This window comes from Hymenobacter terrestris, assembly GCF_013377905.1.
GTDB lineage: Bacteria > Bacteroidota > Bacteroidia > Cytophagales > Hymenobacteraceae > Hymenobacter > Hymenobacter terrestris.
The window spans coordinates 1-363 of sequence record NZ_JABKAV010000170.1; the positions used below are offsets into that span (position 1 = coordinate 1).

At 61.4% G+C, this 363-nt stretch carries 1 protein-coding gene; it reads left to right on the forward strand.

The features are described 5' to 3' along the window. Nucleotides 1–350 (forward strand): integrase core domain-containing protein (locus HW556_RS18480; protein ID WP_176901583.1); only part of this gene is annotated, 350 nt, incomplete at its 5' end. Nucleotides 351–363: the final 13 nt, after the last annotated feature.

The window sequence follows — 363 nt, forward strand, 5'->3', positions numbered from 1 at the left end:
GGGCCTTGGTCGTGCGCCGGCCCTCGGCTGGACTGGTCGTGCACTCCGACCAGGGCAGCCAGTACACGGCTAACCGCTTCAAAGCACTCGTCGCCCAACATGGCGCACTGCAGAGCATGAGCCGGCGCGGCAACTGCTACGACAACGCCCACGCCGAATCGTTTTGGAGCCGCTTCAAGGCCGAACTGCTTGACAGCGGCAGCTTCCCCGGGCTAGCCGAAGCCAAGCTCGAAATTAGCCATCACATCGCCTATTACAACGCCGAACGCCGCCATTCGGCGCTCGGCTACCAAGCCCCTAACCACTTCGAAACCCATCTTCAAACCACGTCCCAATTGTGTCCGGCTTAGCTAGACCACCTCA